Below are 19,997 nucleotides of genomic sequence, written 5' to 3'. Positions count from 1 at the left end.
TGTTACCTGAACGCACCGAGACTCGACTGGAGGTCGCGGTCCGTTCCGCCGTCTGTGAGTTCGTAGCCGACGAGCTGTCGGAGGTCGACGGCGTAGACGCTGCTGTTGTTCTCAAGCACGGCGACTCGCCCCTTCGTCCCCCGGACAGTCCCCGTCGCCAGGGTTTCGGCCATCGGACGGTCCGAAAGGGACAGGTCGTACTCGAAGTCGTAGGTCGCCAGCGGGTCATAGCGCTCACAGAGCGACGCCCACCAGTCCGTGTCGACGGACTGGTCGAATCCCGATATCTTCGTGGGAACTCTGACCCGGTCTCCCAACTCGACGGCGATGTCGGCCTCGACCTGCCGGGCGATTCGGCCGTCGGCGACGGTCCGGAGGTGGGCGGCCCTGTCAGCCCCCTGCTCACGGAGCCGTGTTTCCAGCCGCCAGGAGCGGGTGACGCCGACCTTGATGACATCCGGCGCGAACGCCGCCAGATACACCGCGTGTTCCTCGTCGCAGGTGTCGAGGGGCTTGTTGCAGTCACCGGTACAGCGGGCACACGGCCAGATGTCGGTGTGTTCCGGGCAGTACGGCGCAGAGTCATTGTCGCAGTGAAAATGTCGGTCGCCGTCGACCGCGCCGGCGCAGTGGCGCTCCCCGAGCGTATAGGAGAGTTCGGTTCCCGGGTCAAGTCGCTCAGTAGTGACGCTCCCGCCCTCGGCTAACAGGAGCGCGGCGTGTTCGTCGACCCGCGCATGGTAGCCCACGACCTGCACGTCCGGCGGTTCGGTGCGGAGCCGCAAATGGCTGCCGGGACGACGTTTTTGTGTTTGTCTGTCATATCTCCCGACATGGCAGACCTACAGCTCCGTAGTCCGGCCTTCGACGACGGCGAGCGCATCCCCGAGGAACACGGCTACTCGGCAGCGAACACGAACCCCCCGCTGGAAGTCGAGAACGTCCCGTCAGCCGCGTCGTCGCTCCTCCTCATCGTCGACGACCCGGACGCCGAAGAGCCGGCCGGGAAGGTGTGGGACCACTGGCTCATCTGGAACATCCCGCCGGATATCGACCGGATTCCAGAGGGATGGGCACCCGACGAGGCCACAGAGGGACAGAACGACTTCGGCGAGGTCGGCTGGGGCGGTCCGAGCCCGCCGGACCGGGAGCACACGTACCGTTTCCTGCTGTACGCGCTAGACACGACGCTCGACCTCTCCCCGGCAGCGGACAAGGACGACGTGTACGACGCGGCCAGCGGCCACGTCGTCGAAAAAGCACAATTAAACGGTACGTACCCGGCCTGACGCCGCGCTCAGAGTTCTTCGAGTAGTTCGCGGGTCGACTGCCGCACCGCGTCGTCGCTCGACTGTTCGGGCTCCCAGCCCAGTGCCGAGAGCTTGTCGACGGAGAGGCGCATTCGCGGCACGTCACCCGTCCAGCCGCGGTCACCGCCGGTGTACTCGTACTCGGGGTTGATGCCCATCTCGTCGGCGACGATGCTGGCGATGCGGTCGACTGACGTGGTGGTCCGCGTCCCGAGATTGAACACGTTGTGGTCCTTGTCGGCGTGTTCGACGGCGAACAGCATCGCGTCGATGCACTCGGAGATGTGCATATAGGACTTCTCTTGACGGCCGTCACCGAGAATCGTCAGCGTCGACGAGTCTTCGGTGAGCTTCTCGATGAAATCGGGAATGACCGCGCCGCGCAGGCGCGGGCCGACGATGTTCGCAAACCGGAACACCCAGGACTGGATGTCGTGGCTGTGGGCGTACGTCGAGACGAGCGACTCCTCGGCGAGTTTCGTCGCGCCGTAGACGCTGATCGGTTCGAGCGGCGCGTAATCCTCCGGGGTCGGCCGCGGCGCTTCGCCGTATACAGTGGACGACGACGTAAACACGAGGTTCTCGACACCGGTCTCCTGCATCCGTTCGAGGATGTTGTACGTGATGTCGCTGTTGTCCTCGAACTGTCGGCGGGGCGTGTCCGTGTCGACCAGTTTCGACGCCGCTAGATGGACGACGAGGTCAACATCGCTGGTGATAGCCTCGGCGACGGCGTCGGGGTCGGTGAGGTCACCATCCAGATAGGTCGCGTCCTCATGGACCCACTCGGATTGTCCGTTCGCTTCGTTGTCGACAACCAGTACGTCGTTATCCGGAACAAGGCGCTCAACCAGATGCGACCCGATAAAGCCCGCCCCGCCGGTGACGACTATTCGCTTCTCTGATACGTCCATAGTTGCGATGCTTCCTATGCGAGAAAAAACGTTGTGGTCGCGGCCGATTCCAGGGGAATCCGTACCCCAGTAACGGATGACAACGTCGTTTTATAGCTTCCCCTGTGAGAGTCGGCTATGACTCGATTCACTCGCCGCGGGCTGCTGGCGGCCACCGTCGGCACTGTCGGCGCGATGGCCGGCTGTGCCGGCGGTAGCTCGGAGTCGGAATCAGCCGGGACAACGGAGACGCCGACGCCGCTCCCGGGCCAACCGCTCTCAACGCCGGTTGCGGGCGACCCCGGGGCCGACGTGACCGTTGCGGTGTACGAGGACTACGCCTGTCCACATTGTGCGACCTACTCGGAGTCCGTTTTCCCGCAACTCCGCGACGACTACCTCGCTGACGGAACCGTCCGCTACGAGCACCACGACTTCCCGATTCCGGTCGACGAGGAAGTCTCGTGGCAGGCCGCAAGCGCCGCGCGCGCCGTGCAGGACAACGTCGGCGCGGCGGCCTTCTTCACGTATTCCAAGCGCCTATTCGCGAACCAGAACCAGCTGGGCCCGGACACCTACGCCGAACTGACGGAGGGACTGGACGTCGACGGCGAAACGGTTCGAGCGGCCGCGACGGGGGAACTGTACCGCCCGACAGTCTCCGGCGACCGCGATGCCGGTATCGACCGTGGCGTCCAGGGGACGCCGACCGTGTTCGTCAACGACGAGCGGGTCGAGTGGAGCGAAATCGCCTACGAGCCGGTTCGGTCGGCTATCGAAGCGGCACGGAGCGACGGATGAAAGAGTCGCCGCAGGTGACGGTGCTTCGACTGGGCCACCGGCCCGGCCGGGACGAGCGGATGACGACCCACGTCGGTCTCACCGCACGCGCGCTCGGGGCTGACAAAGTCGTGCTGGCCAACGCCGCTCGCAATCAGGCCGACACGGTGATAGACATCACCGACCGCTTTGGCGGCCCCTTCGACGTGGCCTCGACAGAGAAACCGAAGCGGCTCATCCGTGATTTCGAGGGCCGCGTGGTCCACCTGACGATGTACGGCGAACCGGTGCAAGATATCGAGGGTGATGTCCGCGAGGCCCACGCCGAGGAACCGCTGCTGGTCGTCGTTGGCGCAGAGAAGGTCCCGTTCGAAGTGTACGAACACGCCGACTGGAACGTCGGCGTCACCAACCAGCCACACTCCGAGGTCGCTTCCCTGGCCGTCTTCCTCGACCGCCTCTTCGAGGGCCGGGAACTGGACCGCGAGTGGGAGAACCCCGAGAGAGTCGTCGTCCCGCAGGAAACCGGCAAACGAGTCGTCGACCCCGACGAGTAGCGATACCCACGCAGTTGTGCCGCGGGCCTTTTATCGCTCGACGCTAACTGTGGTGCAGATGTCGCGTCATAACGTGTTGCTCGTCGTCGCCGACAGTCTCCGCGCCCGGAGCACCTCCGTACTGGGCTATCGCCGGGAGACGACGCCCTTCCTCGACGCTTTCGCCGAGGAGGCGACGGTGTACACGCAGGCTCGCAGCCCGAGCAACTGGACCGTCCCCAGCCACGTCAGCATGTTCACGGGCCACGAGACCCACGAACACGGCGTCGACCACACCGCTAGACTCGACGCCGGCCACACAATCTTCGAAGAACTGGCTGAAGCGGGCTATGACACGGGGCTGTTCTCCGACAATCCGTTCCTGACCGACCACGAGTCAGGGCTCGACGAGGTGTTCCAGACGGCGGTCGGCTCGCCCGAGCAGTATGACTCGGCCTACGAGACGAACGGCTCGCTGGGCGACTGGCCAAACGGCTTCTGGTACGCCGACCGGACGCTGGAGTGGATTGACGAGCGTGAGAACGAGTGGGCCGCCTGCATCAATCTGATGGACACCCACCGCCCGTACGAACCGCTCGCCGACTACGACGAGTGGAGCGACGAGCGCTCCCGCGAACTCCAGGAGTCGATGGGGTTCAAGTGGCACTGGGAGTTCCTCTCCGGGAACCTGTCGCTTGGCTTTGCCGGCATTCTCGAACAGATATACGACGGCGCGGTCCGGCAGGCCGACGCCATCTTCGAGACACTGATCCGCGGACTGGACGAACAGGGCGTCCTCGACGACACGCTGGTCGTCTTCGCCGGTGACCACGGCGAGGGCTTCGGCGAGCCAACGGCAATCCTCGAGGAACCGCCGGCCGTCAGCCACCGCATCGGGACTCACGACAGTATGTATCACGTCCCACTCGTCGTCCGTGCCCCCGGCCAGCGGGAGGGACACCGCGTTACCGATCTGGCGACGCTCAGCCGGTTCCCCGACGCCGTCCGCGCGATGGCACTCGGCGACGGCAACGCGGACGGCCCGGCGTTCGCCTCGCCGAACGGGACCGTCGTCGCGTCCCAGGCCCCCATCGGCCCGGCGATGCGCGAGGAGGCCGAACGGATCTGTGGCGACGCCGCACCCTTTGCGAAGCACGCCCGACTGGTCTACCACGACCGGCCCGGCGACGAGGTCCGAAAGCGGGCGGCGTGGGGCGACAGCGCTCACGAATCCGTCATCAAGGGCTGTGGCGGCACGGCCGAGGACAGCGATATCGCCGCCGCCGTCGTCCGGAACCACTTCGACAGCGACCGGTACGCCGACGTGGATATCGCGACGCTACTCGATGGCTACACCGAGTTCGAGGACGCGTCCGACACACAGTTTGCCGGGGCGCTCGACGACCGGCTGGAGGCACTTGGTTACAAATGACAGCACCCCACACCGAACTGGTCCTCGTAGTCGCAGCCGACGAGAACAACGTCATCGGCCTGGACGGCGGCGTCCCCTGGCACTATCCCGAGGACGTGCGCCAGTACAAGGACCGCATCGCGGGTCACCCGGTCATCCTCGGCCGCCGGACGTTCGATTCGATGGACCCGCTAACTGACTGCTACACCGTCGTCTTGACGAGTGACGACAGCCGGAGCGCCGACTCGGAGACGGTCGAGTACGCCACGACGCCGCAGATAGCCGTCGATGCTGCCGCCCGCGCCGGCGCGTCCGACGAGTTCGGCGGCGACAGTGCTGACGGGACCGACTCGCCACCGATCACCTACGTCATCGGTGGCGAGGCAGTGTACGACCTGTTTCTCCCGTTCGCCGGCCGAGTGTTCCTCAGCCGCATCCACGAGCGCAACGAGGGGGACCGCTACTTCCCGGACCTGGGAGCGGAATGGACGGAGTTGTCCCGGGAATCCCACGACGGGTTCGACGTTATCGAATACGAACAGGCGTCGCCGCGACCGCTCGACGGCCTCTGACAACTCGTCAGGGGAAAACCGACTAGAGTTGTCACTGTCTGGAAAATCACAGCTATTAAAGTAATACAAGTGACTAGTATATTGTAACAACTCGCGATGCTAGACAAAATCAAAGAATCCGTATCGGATGTCATTTCGGGTGGTAAGGGGCGGTCAAACGACGGTCCACAAGCCGGAACGAGGGCCGAGAAACGAGTCAAGGCCAGCTCTGCCGGCGATAGCGGTAGGGACGCGGCCGACGAACCTGAGTCGAATCTCTACGAGTGCCCCTCCTGTGACTCCGTCTTCGTCGCTATCGACAAAGAGACCTGTTCCTCCTGCCGGACCTCGGTCGAGAAAATCGAATAGCGGGGTTGTCCAGGTCGTCGCGACGGGTACCGGTGCTGGTGGTATCGGAAAAGGGACTGCTGTCCGTCGTTGTTGCCCGTCTGCAGGCACATCGGGAACTCCCCGACAGCATCATGGCCCCGCCCTCTGCGTCAGCGTTCGAGAGAGGACGACCCGATGGTTTTAACCACATGACTCCCGGATGTGCGGGTAATGGCTTTTGAGGAACTCTTGGAGGACCCCGTCATACAGAAGTACCTCCACGAGCTGGTCGGACCGAAAGGGATGCCGGTCGCCGCCGCGCCGCCGGACGGCGAAGTGACCGACGAGGAACTGGCCGAGGAGCTCGGGCTCGAACTGAACGACGTGCGCAGAGCGCTGTTTATCCTCTACGAGAACGACCTGGCGACGTACCGCCGGCTCCGCGACGAGGACTCCGGGTGGCTCACGTACCTCTGGACGTTCCAGTACGATAAGATCCCCGAACAACTGCAAGAGGAGATGCACCGCCTGCTCGACGGCCTCGAAGAGCGCCGCGAGTACGAGCGGGAAAACGAGTTCTACCTCTGTGAACACTGCGGCATCCGCTTCGAGTTCGGTGAGGCGATGGAGTTCGGCTTCGAGTGTCCCGAATGTGGCAACCAGGTCGAGACGATGGAGAACACCCGTCTCGTCACCGCGATGGAGAATCGCCTCGAGGAGCTCAGAGACGAACTGAACGCTGACGTGGACGTGGAAGCCTGATGGTCGTTCTCGGTACAAAAGTGTACGTCGCCGGCGACGCCCGGGACCGTACGCTCGACGGACTGCGCTCGATGGTCGGCAACGAACTCGGTGACCTCGACGTGGAGTACGACATCGGCCTCCGGGACGACGAGTTCCCGTCGGTGACCGTCGACGGCCCCGACGAGACCGTCGCGAAGAACCTGCTGCGCGAGGAGTTCGGCGAGATGGTCGCCGACCACGAGGACGGCGAGACGTACGTCGGAACGCTCGATAGCTGGGACGAGGACGGGTTCGTCCTCGACGTCGGCTTCGGGCAGACGGTCCGAATTCCGGCCGATCAGCTCGGTCTCGGGCAGGGGACGCCCAGCCAGATCAGGAAGCGGTTCGGACTGGTCCAGCACCTTCCGCTCCGGTTCGTCGCCGGCGACCCAGCACGCCTCGCGGAGGTCGAGCAGGACCGACTCTACGAGTGGACCCGTGGCGACAACGGTCGCATCAACGCGAACAGCGTCACGCGCTCCGAGGCGCGCGCGACGGTCAACCGCGCCGGCCACGCACAGGACATCGTCACTGTCGAACGCATCGGCCTGTTAGAACAGAGCATCATCTGCAACCCGGACACCGACCCGCCGGGGCTGCTCGCCGACATCGGGCAGTACATGCCGTCGGAGCTGCTGGCAATCGTGCCCTGACTTTCGAGCTATGAAACGCCGCCATCTCCTGTTGGTCGCCGTTCTCGCACTGGTCGCCCTTTCGGGGTGTAGCGGTTTCTTCGGCTCCGAAGAGGTCGACCCGGAGCGGCTGAACGAGAACGCGAGCTACGACTGGGACACCTCCGCAGACGGGACAATCGTCATCGAGGAGTCGAAGTACACTGCCGTCTACGCCGTCGAAAACGAAACGACGTTCGACGTGTACACCGTCGACGGCCTCGGGCGCGAGCGGAGCGTCCCCATCAGTGCGCTTCGGTTCCGGTACGCGAACGGGACAGTCGTTAGCGCCGCAAACTCCTCGCTGAGCGCTTCGGAGAGTCGCCAGCGAACGACAGTCAATCTCTCCGGGAACGTCTCCGGAAAGGTGGGTTACTCGGTCGCTCGGACTGGCAAGCGCTTTGGCTCACCGACGCTCGTCGAGGACGGTTCGTACACGGTCGTCCTTCCGCCTAATACCGGGGCAGGGATTCCGTTCCTCTCGCGGATCAGTCCCGGTGGCTACGAGTCCGAGACTGTCGACGGTCAGCAGGTCATCCGCTGGGACGAGGTGACCTCCGACCAGATCGTCGTCCGGTACTACCTCGACCGCGACCTGTGGCTGTTCGGCGGCCTGTCGGCCATCGCCACCGTTATCGGCGTCGTGGGGACGCTGTACTACTATCGGCAGTTGCAGGAAGTGATTCGCCGACGCAAGGAGGCCGGTATCGACCTCGAAGAGGACGACGGTGACGACGACCCGCGGGACCGTGGTCCGCCGCCAGGGATGCGTTGAGGCCGGATCGAAAGCGAGATCCGACGCGTTTCGCAGGCGCTAACCGGGTCACTTTTTCGCGTCGGGCGTACACACACGGCTATGAGCAACGGGTGGTTCGCCGGGCTGGACCCGGACGACGACGCGGCCGCTGTCGAACAGATAGAGGCCGGGCGAGCCGACACGCCGGAGGACTGGCCACAGCAGGCCGTCGAGGCAGGGTTCGCTGACGACGAAGCGGCCTACTACGACCGCCTGCACGAGGTGGCGATGGCGGCCACCAGCGCGGCGGTCGCCGAACAGGAAGGCGCTGACGATCAGCAGCTCGTCCATGCTGTCCGGGCGATGGCCGACTGCGAGCGGACGGCCAACGAACTCGCCGAGCGGGTCGCCGAGTGGGGCGGGAGCCGGCACGGTGACAGCGGGAGCGGCGTCGAGTACGCCCGCTCGCTGGCCGACCGGGACGACGAGGACGAGGGAGACACTGCCCTCCGGGCGCTCGCCGGGCAGACGGCCGAGCTGGCCGACGAGGCGGACTCGCTTCGGGCGTACATCGAACGGACCGCGCCCGCCGTCGCGCCGAACCTCTCGATGCTGGCCGGGCCGGTGCTTGCGGCCCGCCTGATTTCACTGGCCGGCGGCCTCGAAGCGCTGGCGAAGAAACCGAGCGGGACGGTACAGGTCCTCGGCGCGGAAGACGCGCTGTTCGCACACCTCAAAGGGAACGCGCCGTCCCCGAAACACGGCGTCATCTTCACCCACGAGTACGTGCGCGGGACCCGTCGTGCGGACCGCGGGTCTGCCGCGCGGGCGCTGGCCGGGAAGCTCTCAATCGCCGCTCGCGTCGACCACTACAGCGGCGACCGTCGGCCGGACCTGCAGGCGGAACTCGACGGGCGTATCGAGCGGATTCAGGCCCGGGCCGAGGAGGGCGACGAATGACGCTCCCGACTGGCGTCGAGCGCCACGACTTCGACGGCGAGACGAGCCTCGCCACGCAGGGTCAGCCGGTGTACGGCGAGCGGACCGACGGCGACTGGCGGCGGTGGGACCCGCACCGCTCGAAGCTCGGCGCGATGCTCGAACAGGGGATGGACACCGGTCTGGAGGGCGGTGAGACCGTCCTGTACCTCGGTGCGGCGGCCGGGACGACCGTGAGTCACGTTGCCGATTTCGGCGGCCCGACCTACGCCGTCGAGTTCGCGCCCCGGCCCGTGCGGGAACTGCTGGACGCCGCGGAGAGCCGGCGGAATCTCTTCCCGCTGCTCAAGGACGCACGCAAGCCTGAGAGCTACGCCCACGTCGTCGAACCGGTCGACGTCGTCGTGCAGGACGTGGCGACCAGGGGGCAGGCTCGGGTGGCGACGCTCAACAAACAGTTCTTGACTGACGACGGGCGGCTCCTCGCGGCTATCAAGGCCAGAAGCGAAGACGTGACCGCCGACCCCGACGCCGTGTTCGACAGTGTGCGTACGGAACTCAGCGCTGAGTACGAACTGCTTGAGACGGCGCGTCTGGACCCGTTCCACGAGGACCACCTCGGTATCGTTGCCCGGCCGCGAGAGGACTAGTTGGGATTGGTACTGCCCGCGATAATCGTCCGAGACGGAATCCAGTTGTGCGGGCTGAGCGGGCGGGGACGGAAGGCTTTACCGGGTCGATTCCGATGTGCTGAGTAATGGACGCGACGGGATCTGCCGAGCATTTTACCCGGATGGGGACGCTCGGCATCGAGGAAGAGTTCTACGTCGTCGACGAGTTCGGTCGCCCGACGTCTGGCACGGACGAACTCGTCTACGAGACGGAGCCGCCTGCGGTTCTCGACGGCCGGCTCGACCACGAACTGTTCAAGTGCGTTATCGAGACGCAGACGCCGCGTATCGACGACCCGGCGGACGCCGGGAAGCACCTTCGGTCAGTCCGGGATGCGCTGGTCGACCACGCCGAAGCGAACGGGTTCGGTATCGCCGCTGCTGGACTGCACCCGCTGGCGAAGTGGCGCGAACTCGAACACGCCGAGAAGCCCCGGTACAAGTCCCAGCTAGACCGAATCCAGTACCCACAGCACCGCAACACGACCGCAGGCCTGCACGTCCACGTCGGCGTCGACGACGCCGACAAGGCCGTCTGGGTGGCGAACGAACTCCGCTGGCATCTCCCGCTGATGCTTGCACTGTCGGCGAACTCGCCGTACTGGAACGGCTTCGACACCGGGCTGCAGTCCGCCCGCGGGAAGATATTCGAGGGCCTGCCCAACACCGGGATGCCGACAGCGTTCGATGACTACGACGCCTTCGAGACCTACGAACGGCGGATGCTCGAAACTGGTAGTATCGACGACCGCGGCGAACTCTGGTTCGACGTGCGACCGCATTCGGGCCACGGCACCGTCGAGGTACGTGCTCCGGACGGGCAAGCCGACCCGGACCGGGTGCTGGCCTTCGTCGAGTACGTCCGCGAACTCGTCGTCGATCTCGCCGAGCGCTACGAAGACGGGGAGTCCGGCCGGCGACTCCGCCGGGAGTTCCTCGACGAGAACAAGTGGCGTGCAATCCGCCACGGCCAGTCCGCAGAACTGATATCGCGTGACATCTCGACGACACGCTCGGTCGAGGAACTGGTCGAGATGGAGAGCGACCGGCTGGGTATCGACGGACTGTGGGAGCTGTACGACCGCGAAAGCGGGGCCGAGCGACAGCGCCGGCTTCGTGCGGAGGAGGGGGTCATGGCGCTCGCTGACTCGCTTCGCCTGTCCTGATCTGGGCTGTCGTCCGCGGCCGGACTTGCCTGCTCGATACTGCGGAGCGACAGGAGAGTCTGAGCCAAGGGTTTTTATCCAGCTGTAGCTTTTGTCCTCACAGAGACAACGCATGTCTGCAGACGACAACGATCACGACGACCCCGAGGACACAGGCGATGTCCGTGAACGAATCGAACAGGAGGCGGACCGCGCGGTCGAGCAGTTCGACGAAGGGATCGTCGACCTGCTGGCGTGGGTGCTCGACACGGAGACGCGGGCGCGGATCTACGTCCACCTAAGACAGCATCCCGAGAGCACCAGCGAGGAGATAGCCGAGGGGACCGGTCTGTATCCGAGCACGGTCCGCGAGGCTCTGGCGGCGCTCACCGAGGAGGAAGTCGTGACCCGCCAGAAGCGTGAGAGCGACGGCGCGGGCAACAACCCCTACGAGTACAGCGCTATTCCGCCGAGCGACCTCGTCAACACCATCGTCGGTGACATCCAGTCGGAACTGAACACGGTGTTCAACCTCGACGACCATATCGGCGGCGGCGAGACGACGCTGGAACCCGACGACGAGCCGGTAACGATTTCGGTCGAGGACGCGGACGACGGCACGAACGACGCCGACGCCAGCGAGGACACTGGCGACGAAGGAAACGGGTCCGAGGGCGGCGACGACGACGCCGACGTGTAGTCAAAACGGGTTCCTGCAAGCCGTTTCGCGAGTCGATATTACTAAACCTACCCGCGCCGTTGCCCGGGATATGAATGTCGCGCTGGGGGGAACGTTCGACCCGATTCACGACGGACACCGCGCGCTGTTCGAACGCGCATTCGAACTCGGGGACGTGACAGTTGGCCTCACCAGCGACGACCTCGCGCCGAAGACGCGCCACGACCAGCGCCACGTTCGGCCGTTCAGCGAACGGAAATCTGCACTCGCCGACGAACTCGCGACGCTCGCCGCCGACCAGGGCCGCGAATGGGCGGTCCGGGAACTCACCGAGCCGACCGGTATCGCCACGGAGCCGCAGTTCGACACGCTCGTCGTCTCGCCCGAGACGGAGACCGGCGGCCGCCGCATCAACGAGATCCGCGAGGAGCGGGGCCACGACCCGCTCGAAATCGAAGTCGTCCCGCACGTCCGCGCCGAGGACGGTGACATCATCTCTTCGACCCGGATCGTCGAGGGCGAAATCGACGAACACGGGAACCTCACGCCGAACCGCACCGGCCGTCAGAACATTTCGTAGCTACCAGCCCGGCGCTTCCAGCCCGGCCGTCTCCAGCAAGTCCTTCCAGCGCTGTTGAATCGTCAACCGGGAGACGCCAGTCGCCTCCGCGACAGCGGACTGGGACCGCTCCTCACCAGCGACCAGCGCGGCGACGTACACGCTGGCAGCCATTGTCGCCTGTTTCGACCGGTCTTCGTCCGGAACTGTCGAGAGAAACAGGTCGACCGCGTGGGACCGCGCCTCCGTCCCGAGGTCGAGCCTATCCGACGCGGCTTCGATGTCGGAGAGCCACTCGTCGTGCTCGATTCGGTCGCTGGCGCGGTACATACGAGTTCGTTGTTCCCCATCCTACCTAAACCTTCGTCGCCCGCAAGCGAAGGGTTCTTGATGCCAACGCGGATACCGACTGGTGCGCGCGGGTTGCCGAGCCAGGCCAAAGGCGTAGCGCTTAGGACGCTATCCCGTAGGGGTCCGCCGGTTCGAATCCGGTCCCGCGCATTCTTGCTGCGAGCAAACCGCGAGCAGCAGAATCGCCAGCGGATTCCGAACCCTGGGAGTCGCAGCGGCCGAGCAACGCGAGGCCGACCGTCTCCATCCGGTTCGAATCCGGTCCCGCACACCGCTCTACCCGAACAATTACTGGGGGGATAGCAGCCACCGCCTCTACTGACTGATTCCCACAGGGCAAGAATCACAACTGCCGCTTATGAGGAGTGTCCGCGTCGTTCCAAACGAGGGACTGACGATGTCGGTGTATGACCCACTCCGTGACCCGTCTGCTCGCCCCGCGGGATCGACTCGGTTTGAGTATGCGGTCGACGATGCGGACAATCCGACCGAGCTCACCGTCTTCAGCGATCAGGACGATGAGCTCCCCACCCACTGGATTTCGGTCGACATCGAGCACGCCGTCGCGCTCGACGAGATGCGGTGAGCGAGGAGTGGGCTCGCTCAGGGTCGTGTCTGTTTGTTTTTGACGACAGAAGGGACAGCGAACGCTCTGGAAGCGTTGTGTCCGAAGTAAGTTTGCGTGGGTGCAGTCCCAAGGGAATGCACCTGCACTCTGAGAGTGCGTGGGACCGGATTCGAACCGGAGCAAGAAATGCTCGCTCACAGCAGTTCGCTGTGCGTTCCTTGCAGGGTTCGAATCCGCTCTGTTCGATTAGCAGAGCGCTCACGATTTGTTCGCGCTCAAAGAAATGCGTGGGACCGGATTCGAACCGGCGGACCCCTACGGGACAGCGCCCTCAACGCTGCGCCGTTGGCCTGGCTTGGCTACCCACGCGCGCTCTTGCTGAGTGCATTCAATCGTTCCCGGTGGGATAATAAAAGCGCTTTCGTTTGGACCCGCCCCGGGAGGGTGTGTCACTCGCGCGAACCGGACGTTTGAAATATCACGAAACCGCTACGGGGGCATGGCCAAATACTCGACCGGCAGTAGTGGCGATAGCGCCGGCGGGAGCTGTGAGCTCTGCGGTAGCGACGGCGGCGACCTCCAGACCGCGAACGTCGCTGGTGCGACCCTCCAGGTGTGTGACAGCTGTGCGCGTGACCACGGGGAAAACGAGCGAACGACGGGCAGTGACAGCTCGCGCGACGAGCAGAACCGGAAACGCAAAGCCGCGCAGAACGCGGCGAAGATGCAAGACGCACAGCAGGCCGATGCCTCCCACTGGGAGGACGGCGCTGATTACGACGACGACCAGCTCCCGTATCTGGTCAGCAAGTACGGCGAGCGCGTGACGGAGGCGCGTCAGGGCGAGGGCCTCCAGACAGGTGAGTTGGCCGAGGAGCTCGATCTTGACGAAGCGGACATCCTCGCTGTCGAGCAGGGGCGCGCGACGCAGGCGAACGTCGGTGGGTCGACGATCAAGGCGCTCGAACAGTACCTCGACATCGACCTCGTCGAGTCCAACTGACCCCGAATATTTTCGTGACTCCGCTGTAACGGTCGGTATGGATCTCTCCGCTGCACAGCGAGCCATCCGTGACACCGTTCGAGAGTTCGCGGTCGAGGACATCCGTCCGAAAGCCGCCGATGCCGACCGCGAGCAGTCCTTTCCCGAAGAGTGCTGGGACGGGCTCGCGGATATCGACATCACTGGGCTGACGACACCGGCCGAATACGGCGGCTTCGACGCCGACAAGCCGACGTACGCGCTGGTCAACGAGGAACTCGCGTACGGGTCGCTCGCGGTCGCGACGGCGCTGTCGGTCCACTGTCTCGCGACCTCGTGTATCGCACAGTTCGGCTCCAAAGCAGTGCAGGACGACTGGCTCCCCGACATGGCCGACGGCCGCCCGGTCGGCGCGTTCGCGCTCTCGGAGCCACAGGCCGGGTCGAATCCGCGGGAGATGTCGACCACCGCCCGGCGCGACGGCGACGAGTACGTCATCGACGGCGAGAAGCAGTGGATTACCAACGGCAAGCGGTCGGGCGTCGTCATCGTCTTCGCGAAGACCGACCCCGACGACCCGGACTCGATAACGCAGTTTCTGGTGCCGAAAGACACCGACGGGCTCACCGTCGGCGAGAAAGAGGACAAACTCGGCCTCCGCGCGAGCGACACGACTCCGCTCCAGTTCGACGGCGTCCGCGTGCCCGAGCGCTACCAACTGACCGAGGAGGGCAAGGGACTGGCCGCGGCGCTGTCGATTCTGACGACCGGTCGGGTCGCCATCGCCGCGCAGGCCGTCGGACTCGCACAGTCCGCGCTCGACGAGGCCCTCGACTACGCGCAGGAGCGCGAGCAGTTCGACCAGCCGATCAGCGAGTTCCAGACGATTCAGCACAAGCTCGCGGACATGGCGACGAACGTGCAGGCGGCGCGGCTGTTGACGTGGGACGCCGCAAAGCAACTGGAACGCGGCGAGCGAGCGAGAGCGGCGGCGAGCATGGCGAAGTACTTCGCGAGCGAGACGGCGGTGGACGTAGCCAACGAGGCGATTCAGATCCACGGCGGCTACGGCTACACGACGGACTACCCCGTCGAGCGCTTCTACCGCGATGCGAAGGTGACGACCATCTATGAGGGGACCAGCGAAATCCAGCAGAACATTATCGCACAGGACTTGCTGGAGTAGGCTCGACGGGGCGAAGCGGTTTTGCGGGCGTCGGCCCTATCGCTTGGTGTGACACACGACGCCGTCATCTACGACCTCGACGGGACGCTCGTCAGGCTGGCCGTCGACTGGGCTACGGTGACCAGCGACGTCGCGACGGTCCTGCGGGAACGAAACGTCGACCCCGAGAACCGCGACCTCTGGGAGATGCTGACGCTGTCATCCGAGACCGGCCACCGTGACGCCGTCGAGGCGGCGATCACCGACCACGAGCGGACCGGGGCGCACGAGTCGGAGCGACTGACCCTCGCCGACGGCCTCCCACACAGCGTCCCCGTCGGCGTGTGCTCGCTCAACGCCGAGGAGGCGTGTCGGGCCGCGCTGGATGTCCATGGCCTCGACAGTCACGTTGGGCCGGTCGTCGGCCGTGACACCGTCGAGTCACCGAAACCTGACCCGGAGGGTCTGCTGGCGATTGCCGAAGAAATCGGGGTCGACCCCGGCGCGGCCGTGTTCGTCGGCGATTCAGAGAGCGACGCGACGGCCGCCCGGCGGGCCGGGATGGCATTCGAGTGGGCGAGCGAGTTCGATCAAGCCCGGTATCGCGCGTAGAGGTAGACGCAGACGGCCGTCAGGAACCAGATGAGCGCGCCGACGCGGACCGCGAACATCGCCCGCGCGGTCCAGGTCTGGAGCGTGACCGCGGTCGACGCGAGCACAACGAGTGGCGAGCCGACCAATATCGTCGTCACGAACGTGACCTGCATCACCCACCCGAAGTCCACGCCGTCCGGGTCCGTCTTCTCGACTGTTGGCACGACCTGTGGTACAGCTAGGTGCGGCAAGCACCTTGCGGTTTCCTGTGCGAACTGCGCAACCCGAACAGGTAAGGCGCAGGCGCGCCCCCGCTCGGATATGCCAACTGTCCGGGATCTGCAGGCGATGGCTGGTGAGGAGCCGATCACGATGCTGACAGCGTACGACGCCGTGACCGCGAGCATCGTTGACGACACCGGCGTGGACGTCATTCTCGTCGGCGACAGCATGGGGAACGCCGTCCTCGGCCACGACGACACGCTCCCGGTCACGCTCGACGAGATGGCCTCACGGGTCGGCGCGGTCGCACGCGGTGCGGACGACGCGCTGGTCGTCGCCGATATGCCGTTTCTCTCCTTCGGCGCGGACGAGAGTGAGAGCATCCAGAACTGCGGGCGGATGCTGAAAGAAGAGGGCGCAAACGCGGTCAAGCTCGAATCAGGGCCACATACGGTCGAACTGACCGAGCGGCTGACGGAGCTGGGCATCCCGACGATGGCCCACCTCGGACTCACGCCACAGAGCGTGAACCAGACCGGCTACACGAGGCAGGCGACCGGCCGCGAGGAGGCAGAGGAGATCCTCGACCTCGCGCGGGAACACGAGGCCGCCGGCGCGTTCGCGCTGGTGCTCGAACACATCCCGGCCAACCTCGCCGCCCAGGTCACCGAGGCCGTCGACATCCCGACTATCGGCATCGGAGCCGGCGGCGACTGTGACGGGCAAGTGCTCGTGTTCACCGATGTGGTCGGCCTCTCCGAGTCCAGCCCGCCTTTCGCCGAGCAGTTCGGCGACGTTCGCGGCGAAGTCGCCGACGCTGTCGACGAGTACATCGACGCCGTCGAATCCGGCGAGTTCCCGGCTGAGTCCCACAGCCACACCGAGGGCGAACTCGACGACCTGTACTGACGCTTTTCACGCCTACTCAGCAGTCCGCTAGTCGGCCGAAGCCGTCTGATTCTCCATCCAGGCGTCGTAGGCGGACTGATTCTTGACGACGACGGTGGCGTTCATCTTGCTGTGGCCGGACCCGCACATCTCAGCGCAGTACAGCCGGTACTCGCCGGGTTCGGTCGCGTGCGTTCGGGCCGTTATCGTCCGGCCGGGGAAGACGTCCTGTTTGACGCCTAGTTGCGGGATGTAGATGGCGTGGATCACGTCCGTCGTCCGCAGCCTGAACGTGACGTTCCTGTCCGCTGGAAGGACCAGCCGTTCCTCCGTCGTGACGTTCGCTTCGGCGTAGGAGAACTCCCATCCCCACTGGTAGGCAAGCACGTCTATCTCCGTATCCTCCGCGAAGGCGTCGCCTCCGCCGGCGGATGCCTCGGCCGCTGCAGGCGTGATGTAGGGGTTAGCCATCACCACGAACGCCGAGATCCCGACAAAGACAAGTATTGCGCCCGTCGCGGCCGTCCAGGTCACCTCTAGCGCCGGGTCGTCGACCGTCGGTTGCGGGTCGTCGTTGTTCCGGAACCGGTAGATCACGTACACGAGCGTGAGTTCGACGAACAACGTCAACGGCAGAGCGACGTACAGGAGCTGTTCGTTGAGGTCGTCGATAGCCGCCCTGTTGACCGACTGCGCTGTGGCCGGGGCAGCAAGTAGCGAGAGCCCGACCACGACAAGGCCCGCCTGAATCACGCGTCGTCGGAGACGCATTGTCACACTGTACCAATCGCCGTGTCAAATAACTTGCCCAAGGTGATGACAGCTGACCGGTGACCCGTACTGGTGTCGGGTTCCCAGCGTAGTTTTATGAATGTGGGCGTGTCAATTATTGGTAACGTGTAGCATGACGAGACGAGCAATCGTTCCGGGACGGCACGTTACACACAGATGCTAAACAGGGCTATCGTTGAGGGAACTGCCCTGGCCGTGCTGGCGCTGTCGGTGCTTCTTCTGTGGCTCCGGGAGCGGCAGAAAGCACGACCGGAGAGCGACGGCGGCTACACGACCCGAGAGGAGATCGAATTCGAAATCGGTCGACTCCAGTCTGAAGTGTCCCGCTGGCTGACGACGACGGACCACCGGGACATCGGTCTGCTCTACATCGCTTTCGGCACCGCCGCCGGTCTGTGGGGTGGCGTCGACGCGATGATGCTCCGGACGGAACTGCTGACGCCGCCGGCGGACATCTGGACGCCGGAGACGTACAACGCGCTGTTTACAACGCACGGGCTGACGATGCTGATATTCTTCGTCCTGCCCGTGTTCTTCGGCATCGGGAACTACGTCCTGCCGCTCCTCATCGGAGCCGACGACATGGCGTTCCCGCGGGTCAACGCTATCGGGTTCTGGCTCCTGCCGCCGGCACTCATTATGGTCCGGATGGGACTCATGATCCAGGTCCTCGGCCAGGTTCTGAATCTGGTGCTCCCGGCGAACGCTATCCGGTTTTTCCTCACGATGCGCGAAGTGAGCATCGGCTGGACACTGTACGCACCACTGTCCGTGCAACAGCCCAATCCGCAGATAGACCTGCTGTTGCTCGGGTTGCACCTGAGCGGCATCGCCACGACGGTCGGCGCTATCAACTTCATCACCACAATCGTCTACGAACGTGGCGAGGGCGTCACCTGGGCGAACCTCGACATCTTCTCGTGGAACATGCTCGTCACGAGCGGGATTGCACTGTTCGCGTTCCCGCTGCTGGGGAGCGCGCTCGTGATGCTCCTGCTAGACCGGAACCTCGCGACGACGTTCTTTGCGACGGAAGGCGGTGGTGCTATCCTCTGGCAACACCTGTTCTGGTTCTGGGGCCACCCGGAGGTGTACATCCTCTTCCTCCCGGCGACGGGGCTGATGAGCCTTATCTTGCCGAAGTTCGTCGGCCGGAAACTCTTCGGCTACCAGTTCATCGTCTACTCGACGCTGGGGCTGGGCGTCCTCTCCTTCGGCGTCTGGGCGCATCATATGTTCACGACGAGCGCGGACCCGCGGGTCAAGCTGTCGTTCATGGCGGTTTCCATCGCTATCGCCGTTCCGAGCGCGATCAAGGTGTTCAACTGGATCACGACGATGTGGGAAGGGAACATCCGCCTGACTGCGCCGTTTATCCTCTGTGCTGGCGGGATAGGGACGTTCATCATCGGTGGCGTCACCGGCGTGTTCCTCGCAGTTATCCCGATCGACATCCTCTATCACGGCACCTACTACGTCGTCGGCCACTTCCATCTCATCGTCGTCGGCATCATCCCGTTCCTGATGATCGCCGCGAGCTACTACTGGTACCCGCTCATCACTGGTCGGTGGTACGACACGCGGATGGCGAGATTCCAGGCGCTGCTGATCGTCTTCGGCTCGTTCGTGACGTTCATGACGTTGCTGGTCATCGGCGGGCTTGGGCTGCCGCGACGACAGGCCATCTACCCACCGGAGTACCAGTTCGCCCAGCAAATCGCGACCGTGGGCGGCTACATCATCGGCCTGAGCGCCCTGCTGTGGCTGTACAACATGCTCGTCTCTTACTGGCGGGGGACGCCCGTGTCGACGACGGACCCGTGGGGCCTGAAGGCGACGAGCCAGTTCACCCGCGAGTGGCAGTGGTTCGAACAGCACATGATGAACAAGTACGATATGGAGCCGACCGAGCCCGAGACGACACGGCGCTCCTACGCCCCTGAAGCCGAGCCGACCGGACTGGCCGGCGGCGTCGGTACCGTCGCCGAGACCGTCTCACGAAACGCCTGGATGGCCGCGGCTGGCGGGTTTGTCGGCACAGTCCTGATGAGCGGTGGGCTCATCACAGCGATACTCATCGGCGTCCTCGACCCGGTTTCCTTCAGTGAAATCGCCGAACTGGTCGGGCTGCCCGCGAGCCCGGCTATCGGGGCCGTGCTCTTCCTCGTCGGTGGGACCGTCACCTGGCCGCTCCTGTTCCTTGCGTTCTCCGACTACCTCCCCGGTCGCTTGCTGTTCGAGACCGGGCTGGTGTTCGCAACGCTGATATCCAGCGGGTTTGCTATCGCGTTCTACACCGGGCAGAGCGGGCTCGCGTTTGTCGGGTACCTCACCTTCGTACTCGTCTCTCACTGGGCCTACGGCATCGGGCTAACCGTGACCTTCCAGTACCTCAAGTCGGACGAGACGCTTCGGACCCGGACCGACGGGGGCGGCTGACA

25 protein-coding genes and 2 tRNA genes are annotated in these 19,997 nt (G+C 64.8%); 21 read left to right on the top strand and 6 right to left on the bottom strand.

Going from position 1 to position 19,997, the window contains the following annotated elements:
- Nucleotides 1-2: 2 nt before the first annotated feature.
- Nucleotides 3-785, bottom strand: a complete 783-nt coding sequence (locus Har1131_RS10315; RefSeq protein WP_151146310.1) for a DUF2797 domain-containing protein — start codon at nt 783-785, stop codon at nt 3-5.
- A 48-nt stretch (nt 786-833) separates the two neighbouring features.
- Between Har1131_RS10315 and Har1131_RS10310 the strand changes: the two genes are divergently transcribed.
- On the top strand, nt 834-1,289 hold the full coding sequence (locus Har1131_RS10310) for a YbhB/YbcL family Raf kinase inhibitor-like protein (RefSeq protein WP_023843259.1): 456 nt from the start codon (nt 834-836) through the stop codon (nt 1,287-1,289).
- A gap of 8 nt (nt 1,290-1,297) precedes the next feature.
- On the opposite strand, the gene Har1131_RS10305 is transcribed toward Har1131_RS10310, so the two are convergent.
- On the bottom strand, nt 1,298-2,224 hold the full coding sequence (locus Har1131_RS10305; RefSeq protein WP_151146305.1) for an NAD-dependent epimerase/dehydratase family protein: 927 nt from the start codon (nt 2,222-2,224) through the stop codon (nt 1,298-1,300).
- A gap of 117 nt (nt 2,225-2,341) precedes the next feature.
- Here Har1131_RS10305 and Har1131_RS10300 point away from each other — a divergent pair, with 117 nt between their 5' ends.
- From Har1131_RS10300 to Har1131_RS10240, 13 genes are all read left to right on the top strand, one after another.
- On the top strand, nt 2,342-3,004 hold the full coding sequence (locus Har1131_RS10300) for a thioredoxin domain-containing protein (RefSeq protein ID WP_151146302.1): 663 nt from the start codon (nt 2,342-2,344) through the stop codon (nt 3,002-3,004).
- Nucleotides 3,001-3,540, top strand: coding sequence for a tRNA (cytidine(56)-2'-O)-methyltransferase (locus tag Har1131_RS10295; RefSeq protein WP_050007209.1), 540 nt, complete (start codon nt 3,001-3,003; stop codon nt 3,538-3,540). Before Har1131_RS10300 ends, Har1131_RS10295 begins: the two co-directional genes overlap by 4 nt.
- Nucleotides 3,541-3,598: 58 nt before the next feature.
- On the top strand, nt 3,599-4,951 hold the full coding sequence (locus tag Har1131_RS10290) for a sulfatase (protein WP_151146297.1): 1,353 nt from the start codon (nt 3,599-3,601) through the stop codon (nt 4,949-4,951).
- Complete coding sequence (locus Har1131_RS10285; protein ID WP_151146293.1) at nt 4,948-5,502, top strand: dihydrofolate reductase; 555 nt, start codon at nt 4,948-4,950, stop codon at nt 5,500-5,502. Before Har1131_RS10290 ends, Har1131_RS10285 begins: the two co-directional genes overlap by 4 nt.
- 96 nt (nt 5,503-5,598) lie before the next feature.
- Nucleotides 5,599-5,850, top strand: coding sequence for a hypothetical protein (locus tag Har1131_RS10280; RefSeq protein ID WP_151146290.1), 252 nt, complete (start codon nt 5,599-5,601; stop codon nt 5,848-5,850).
- A 192-nt stretch (nt 5,851-6,042) separates the two neighbouring features.
- Nucleotides 6,043-6,573, top strand: a complete 531-nt coding sequence (gene tfe, locus Har1131_RS10275) for a transcription factor E (protein ID WP_151146286.1) — start codon at nt 6,043-6,045, stop codon at nt 6,571-6,573.
- On the top strand, nt 6,573-7,247 hold the full coding sequence (locus Har1131_RS10270; protein ID WP_151146282.1) for a DUF2110 family protein: 675 nt from the start codon (nt 6,573-6,575) through the stop codon (nt 7,245-7,247). Before tfe ends, Har1131_RS10270 begins: the two co-directional genes overlap by 1 nt.
- 10 nt (nt 7,248-7,257) lie before the next feature.
- Complete coding sequence (locus Har1131_RS10265) at nt 7,258-8,040, top strand: DUF5803 family protein (protein WP_151146279.1); 783 nt, start codon at nt 7,258-7,260, stop codon at nt 8,038-8,040.
- A gap of 81 nt (nt 8,041-8,121) precedes the next feature.
- Nucleotides 8,122-8,961 (top strand): NOP5/NOP56 family protein, encoded by an 840-nt coding sequence (locus Har1131_RS10260; RefSeq protein WP_151146276.1) that lies wholly within the window; start codon nt 8,122-8,124, stop codon nt 8,959-8,961.
- A complete protein-coding gene (locus Har1131_RS10255; RefSeq protein ID WP_008309199.1) occupies nt 8,958-9,590 on the top strand; it encodes a fibrillarin-like rRNA/tRNA 2'-O-methyltransferase in 633 nt (210 codons plus the stop codon). Before Har1131_RS10260 ends, Har1131_RS10255 begins: the two co-directional genes overlap by 4 nt.
- A gap of 107 nt (nt 9,591-9,697) precedes the next feature.
- Entirely contained in the window at nt 9,698-10,777 is a 1,080-nt protein-coding gene (locus tag Har1131_RS10250) for a glutamate--cysteine ligase (protein WP_146417233.1), read from the top strand.
- A 112-nt stretch (nt 10,778-10,889) separates the two neighbouring features.
- Nucleotides 10,890-11,456 carry a winged helix-turn-helix domain-containing protein gene (locus tag Har1131_RS10245; RefSeq protein ID WP_151146273.1) on the top strand — a complete coding sequence of 189 codons (567 nt, stop codon included), beginning with the start codon at nt 10,890-10,892 and terminating at the stop codon, nt 11,454-11,456.
- 70 nt (nt 11,457-11,526) lie between these two features.
- A complete protein-coding gene (locus Har1131_RS10240; protein ID WP_014040340.1) occupies nt 11,527-12,015 on the top strand; it encodes a phosphopantetheine adenylyltransferase in 489 nt (162 codons plus the stop codon).
- Here Har1131_RS10240 and Har1131_RS10235 read toward each other — a convergent pair whose 3' ends face one another.
- The gene (locus Har1131_RS10235; protein WP_014040341.1) at nt 12,016-12,324 is read right to left on the bottom strand and encodes a cyclin; all 309 of its coding nucleotides are present in this window, start codon (nt 12,322-12,324) and stop codon (nt 12,016-12,018) included.
- Between the two features lie 86 nt (nt 12,325-12,410).
- Between Har1131_RS10235 and Har1131_RS10230 the strand changes: the two genes are divergently transcribed.
- Together Har1131_RS10230 and Har1131_RS10225 are read left to right on the top strand one after the other, a co-directional pair.
- Nucleotides 12,411-12,495 (top strand) — tRNA-Leu (locus Har1131_RS10230).
- Between the two features lie 208 nt (nt 12,496-12,703).
- Nucleotides 12,704-12,931 (top strand): hypothetical protein, encoded by a 228-nt coding sequence (locus Har1131_RS10225; protein ID WP_014040342.1) that lies wholly within the window; start codon nt 12,704-12,706, stop codon nt 12,929-12,931.
- Between the two features lie 266 nt (nt 12,932-13,197).
- Here Har1131_RS10225 and Har1131_RS10220 read toward each other — a convergent pair.
- Nucleotides 13,198-13,282, bottom strand: a tRNA-Leu gene (locus tag Har1131_RS10220).
- A gap of 130 nt (nt 13,283-13,412) precedes the next feature.
- Between Har1131_RS10220 and Har1131_RS10215 the strand changes: the two genes are divergently transcribed.
- The 3 genes from Har1131_RS10215 to Har1131_RS10205 are packed head-to-tail and all read left to right on the top strand — an operon-like array spanning nt 13,413 to nt 15,672.
- Nucleotides 13,413-13,916, top strand: a complete 504-nt coding sequence (locus Har1131_RS10215; RefSeq protein ID WP_014040343.1) for a multiprotein-bridging factor 1 family protein — start codon at nt 13,413-13,415, stop codon at nt 13,914-13,916.
- A 37-nt stretch (nt 13,917-13,953) separates the two neighbouring features.
- Entirely contained in the window at nt 13,954-15,081 is a 1,128-nt protein-coding gene (locus tag Har1131_RS10210) for an acyl-CoA dehydrogenase family protein (RefSeq protein ID WP_014040344.1), read from the top strand.
- A gap of 48 nt (nt 15,082-15,129) precedes the next feature.
- The gene (locus Har1131_RS10205) at nt 15,130-15,672 is read left to right on the top strand and encodes an HAD family hydrolase (protein ID WP_050038057.1); all 543 of its coding nucleotides are present in this window, start codon (nt 15,130-15,132) and stop codon (nt 15,670-15,672) included.
- Here Har1131_RS10205 and Har1131_RS10200 read toward each other — a convergent pair.
- Nucleotides 15,651-15,878, bottom strand: coding sequence for a DUF5822 domain-containing protein (locus Har1131_RS10200; protein WP_005534398.1), 228 nt, complete (start codon nt 15,876-15,878; stop codon nt 15,651-15,653). The genes Har1131_RS10205 and Har1131_RS10200 overlap by 22 nt on opposite strands.
- Nucleotides 15,879-15,975: 97 nt before the next feature.
- On the opposite strand from Har1131_RS10200, the gene panB reads away from it, so the two are divergent.
- Complete coding sequence (gene panB / locus Har1131_RS10195; protein ID WP_050038058.1) at nt 15,976-16,785, top strand: 3-methyl-2-oxobutanoate hydroxymethyltransferase; 810 nt, start codon at nt 15,976-15,978, stop codon at nt 16,783-16,785.
- A gap of 27 nt (nt 16,786-16,812) precedes the next feature.
- Here the strand turns inward: panB and coxB are convergent, their stop codons facing one another.
- Nucleotides 16,813-17,535, bottom strand: a complete 723-nt coding sequence (gene coxB / locus Har1131_RS10190) for a cytochrome c oxidase subunit II (RefSeq protein WP_151146270.1) — start codon at nt 17,533-17,535, stop codon at nt 16,813-16,815.
- A 177-nt stretch (nt 17,536-17,712) separates the two neighbouring features.
- Here coxB and Har1131_RS10185 point away from each other — a divergent pair, with 177 nt between their 5' ends.
- A complete protein-coding gene (locus tag Har1131_RS10185; protein ID WP_050038059.1) occupies nt 17,713-19,995 on the top strand; it encodes a DUF6789 family protein in 2,283 nt (760 codons plus the stop codon).
- Nucleotides 19,996-19,997: the final 2 nt, after the last annotated feature.

It is taken from the genome of Haloarcula sp. CBA1131 (assembly GCF_008728975.1).
Taxonomy (GTDB): Archaea; Halobacteriota; Halobacteria; order Halobacteriales; family Haloarculaceae; genus Haloarcula; species Haloarcula hispanica.
This window is presented reverse-complemented; position numbering and strand designations above follow the sequence as displayed.

Excerpts from the sequence above, each read along its gene's own strand:
- Har1131_RS10260 (WP_151146276.1), top strand. The coding sequence starts at position 8,122 with ATGAGCAACGGGTGGTTCGCCGGGCTGGACCCGGACGACGACGCGGCC.
- Har1131_RS10215 (WP_014040343.1), top strand. The coding sequence starts at position 13,413 with ATGGCCAAATACTCGACCGGCAGTAGTGGCGATAGCGCCGGCGGGAGC.
- Har1131_RS10185 (WP_050038059.1), top strand. The coding sequence starts at position 17,713 with ATGCTAAACAGGGCTATCGTTGAGGGAACTGCCCTGGCCGTGCTGGCG.
- Har1131_RS10225 (WP_014040342.1), top strand. The coding sequence starts at position 12,704 with ATGAGGAGTGTCCGCGTCGTTCCAAACGAGGGACTGACGATGTCGGTG.
- Har1131_RS10300 (WP_151146302.1), top strand. The coding sequence starts at position 2,342 with ATGACTCGATTCACTCGCCGCGGGCTGCTGGCGGCCACCGTCGGCACT.
- Har1131_RS10290 (WP_151146297.1), top strand. The coding sequence starts at position 3,599 with ATGTCGCGTCATAACGTGTTGCTCGTCGTCGCCGACAGTCTCCGCGCC.
- Har1131_RS10270 (WP_151146282.1), top strand. The coding sequence starts at position 6,573 with ATGGTCGTTCTCGGTACAAAAGTGTACGTCGCCGGCGACGCCCGGGAC.
- Har1131_RS10240 (WP_014040340.1), top strand. The coding sequence starts at position 11,527 with ATGAATGTCGCGCTGGGGGGAACGTTCGACCCGATTCACGACGGACAC.
- coxB (WP_151146270.1), bottom strand. The coding sequence starts at position 17,535 with ATGCGTCTCCGACGACGCGTGATTCAGGCGGGCCTTGTCGTGGTCGGG.
- Har1131_RS10235 (WP_014040341.1), bottom strand. The coding sequence starts at position 12,324 with ATGTACCGCGCCAGCGACCGAATCGAGCACGACGAGTGGCTCTCCGAC.
- panB (WP_050038058.1), top strand. The coding sequence starts at position 15,976 with ATGCCAACTGTCCGGGATCTGCAGGCGATGGCTGGTGAGGAGCCGATC.
- Har1131_RS10305 (WP_151146305.1), bottom strand. The coding sequence starts at position 2,224 with ATGGACGTATCAGAGAAGCGAATAGTCGTCACCGGCGGGGCGGGCTTT.
- Har1131_RS10255 (WP_008309199.1), top strand. The coding sequence starts at position 8,958 with ATGACGCTCCCGACTGGCGTCGAGCGCCACGACTTCGACGGCGAGACG.
- Har1131_RS10285 (WP_151146293.1), top strand. The coding sequence starts at position 4,948 with ATGACAGCACCCCACACCGAACTGGTCCTCGTAGTCGCAGCCGACGAG.
- Har1131_RS10210 (WP_014040344.1), top strand. The coding sequence starts at position 13,954 with ATGGATCTCTCCGCTGCACAGCGAGCCATCCGTGACACCGTTCGAGAG.
- Har1131_RS10310 (WP_023843259.1), top strand. The coding sequence starts at position 834 with ATGGCAGACCTACAGCTCCGTAGTCCGGCCTTCGACGACGGCGAGCGC.
- Har1131_RS10295 (WP_050007209.1), top strand. The coding sequence starts at position 3,001 with ATGAAAGAGTCGCCGCAGGTGACGGTGCTTCGACTGGGCCACCGGCCC.
- Har1131_RS10245 (WP_151146273.1), top strand. The coding sequence starts at position 10,890 with ATGTCTGCAGACGACAACGATCACGACGACCCCGAGGACACAGGCGAT.
- Har1131_RS10265 (WP_151146279.1), top strand. The coding sequence starts at position 7,258 with ATGAAACGCCGCCATCTCCTGTTGGTCGCCGTTCTCGCACTGGTCGCC.
- Har1131_RS10250 (WP_146417233.1), top strand. The coding sequence starts at position 9,698 with ATGGACGCGACGGGATCTGCCGAGCATTTTACCCGGATGGGGACGCTC.
- Har1131_RS10280 (WP_151146290.1), top strand. The coding sequence starts at position 5,599 with ATGCTAGACAAAATCAAAGAATCCGTATCGGATGTCATTTCGGGTGGT.
- tfe (WP_151146286.1), top strand. The coding sequence starts at position 6,043 with ATGGCTTTTGAGGAACTCTTGGAGGACCCCGTCATACAGAAGTACCTC.